This is a genomic window from Methylobacter svalbardensis (assembly GCF_037671525.1).
Lineage (GTDB): Bacteria > Pseudomonadota > Gammaproteobacteria > Methylococcales > Methylomonadaceae > Methylobacter_A > Methylobacter_A svalbardensis.
The window spans coordinates 1-2,615 of the sequence record NZ_JAWPOH010000143.1 but is presented as its reverse complement, the minus strand read 5'-3'; the positions used below and the strand labels follow the sequence as shown (position 1 = coordinate 2,615).

Sequence of the window (2,615 nt, the reverse complement as noted above, 5' to 3'; positions counted from 1 at the left end):
GAGATGTGGGAGAAATCAAGCATCCCCTATACCGTACGCAAGAAACGCAAAGCTTTTTTCAATAATATTGAAAGCCAAAAATCGGGGAATGTTTAGCTTGCGAAAAAGGGCTGATTTCGACAGCCTAGTCCCAATACCTTTTTGTTCGCTACCGTACCGACGACCTTCGGTTTTATCTGTAATATTTCAAGTGGGCGTTAGGGAACTTTATCCCACGCTTTGCTCATAGCTATGTGTAGTCATGACTAAATAATTATCAGGAGAAACTCATGAACAAAGATCAAGTAAAAGGCAGAGCCGAAGAAGCCAAAGGTAAAGTTAAGGAAGATATTTAAAAAAGCAAGTAAAACGTGCCTTGCTGAGCTGCGCAGCCGTTTCCAGACTAACAGCCCCTCAAGACTCTCTTAAATAACCTTATCACAGGATATAAATATGAAAATCACCCACATGAAATCCATCGGTTTATCAGCAATCCTGGCTTTGCTCGTTTGCTCATTTGGCGCTTATGCTGAAGAAACCAAAGAGGAAACCCATATGAACATGAACAAAGACCAAATAAAAGGCCGAGCTGATGAAGCCCATAGTGCGGACTCTGTCGACAAGCAAAGCGAAGCCTTCAATATCTGCTTACGCGCTACTCAGCGCTTCGAACAGCAGGAAAGGGCCAAAGGGACGGGGAAAACTGAGGTAACGTCGCTATCTGCTTCGTGCAAAACGGAATTGAAACCGGTAACGTATTGGCTTTGCATGGATAAAGAAGCCAATGGGCAAGTCGACTTTAATGTCGCCCATACGCGTTGTGCGAAACAAACAAACTAAATGGATTCTTGCCGTTTCGTAGCTAACCGCGGCCATCCACCCGAGCCGCCGGTTGGGCGTTAATTGAAATCACGGTCGCTTGGGTGCGGCCGGGTGATGATTGTAGTTATCCACGTTCAAAAATAAATATTCGACTGTCGGCTTAGGGTCGAAATTGCCACATCCAAAAAGAGTAAGATCCTCCTATTGCCGAATGTCTGGTATGGAAAAATCGGATGGGCATAAGTTAAATCAACTTGGCACAATGCGTAACTAACGTTATTTATAGCGATAAAAATATTGTCTATTTTTCATCTCCCCATAAACAACCCAACGGAATAACGTACTACCATGCAATATTCGTTAGTGACTCGGTGGCACCTAGATGCTCCCATAGAACGGGTCTGGGATGCCCTCGTCGCGTCTGAAGAATGGCCGAAGTGGTGGCACTTCGTTAAAAAAGTCGTTGAAATCAAAAAAGGTGACGCACAAGGTCTGGGTTCGGTTCGACGGTTTACCTGGACGAGCAGACTTCCTTATCGGCTATGCTTTGAAGTCCGAGTTAAGGTGCTGGAAAAGCCCCATTGGATTGAAGGCATTGCGTCAGGCGACTTAAACGGTACTGGAAGTTGGAAGCTGGATGATTTGGGGGATTCAACTCGGGTGACTTATGTATGGCTTGTGTCTACGGAAAAAGCCTGGATGAATCTCCTGGCGCCAATTTTGGCACCCGTCTTTACTTGGAACCACGATCAAGTCATGCAGGAAGGCGGAAAAGGCATGGCCCGGCATCTCGGCGTTTCACTACTGGATTTTCAAGGATCCCGCAGCCGCCGCAGTGAGCGTATTTAGACTCAACAAGCCAAGCTTATAGCGTTATGCAAAACGCCGAATGGTGTTAAACGACGTTGAATTTTCTCCACATTCAACATCCATCTTTACCGATTCATTGGAATGGGTAGATGTCATTTAAACAATAAGATAGCAAAAATTAATAGAAAGTATTGATGCTCTTTTCTGATGAAACTGGCAAAATTCCTACGCTTTTTGCCAACTTGGCTACCGAATACCTAATCCCCTTTAGGAGCATACTTGTAAACAAACTATTCCAATAAGAGCGGGCGCTGTCAATGAGAAAATTGGCTGGTTACCCCAACGTGATAATTCGGCCAACTGCGGATATTCGATTTACACTTTCTACAATAATTCAACGAAAAAATCTTCAATTTTTGGCGGTAGGACAATTCATTAGCTGCAAAACCGGACACTATTATTGCTAACATCCCAATACCTTAAAGGTCGTCCGTTATATCTGAATAACGCCTGTGGGGTTTTTAATGATTGTATGATGTCCGCTAGATTTCAAACTGTACGCCCAATTCAACCACTCGTTCCGGCGGAACTTTAAAAAACTGGATGGGTGATGAGGCATTTCTGAACATAATCAGGAAAATTTTTTCCTGCAAGGGGTTCAGATCCGGTTTATTAGAGGGTATTAGCGTTTCTCTACCAATGAAAAAAGATGCACTGTGCTGGTCAATGTCTAAACCTTTTAATTTACACAAACTAAGTATCTGCGGCACATTGGGCGTTTCCATAAAACCATAACGCGCGGTGACACGGTAGAAACCCTGATCCATTTGATCAATATCGATTCGTTCATAGTCGGGGATAGTGGGAATATCTGCATTATAGTTTCTCAGGTAAATAATTTCCAAGCCACTACAGTAAAATTCACGCAGGGATTGCGAAATCTTCACGCATTTTCTTCATGACACACAAAACTTTACTGGCATCTTGCATATACGTCTTGAAAG

General features: G+C 43.6%; 3 protein-coding genes. 2 read left to right on the top strand and 1 reads right to left on the bottom strand.

The genetic code is table 11. The features are described from left to right. Positions 1 to 432 precede the first annotated feature (432 nt). The gene (locus tag RW114_RS20350) at positions 433 to 819 is read left to right on the top strand and encodes a hypothetical protein (protein ID WP_340124555.1); all 387 of its coding nucleotides are present in this window, start codon (positions 433 to 435) and stop codon (positions 817 to 819) included. Between the two features lie 345 nt (positions 820 to 1,164). After that, on the top strand, positions 1,165 to 1,650 hold the full coding sequence (locus tag RW114_RS20345; RefSeq protein ID WP_340124554.1) for an SRPBCC family protein: 486 nt from the start codon (positions 1,165 to 1,167) through the stop codon (positions 1,648 to 1,650). Between the two features lie 503 nt (positions 1,651 to 2,153). Here the strand turns inward: RW114_RS20345 and RW114_RS20340 are convergent. Continuing rightward, positions 2,154 to 2,558, bottom strand: coding sequence for a KUP/HAK/KT family potassium transporter (locus RW114_RS20340; protein WP_340124553.1), 405 nt, complete (start codon positions 2,556 to 2,558; stop codon positions 2,154 to 2,156). Positions 2,559 to 2,615 lie beyond the last annotated feature (57 nt).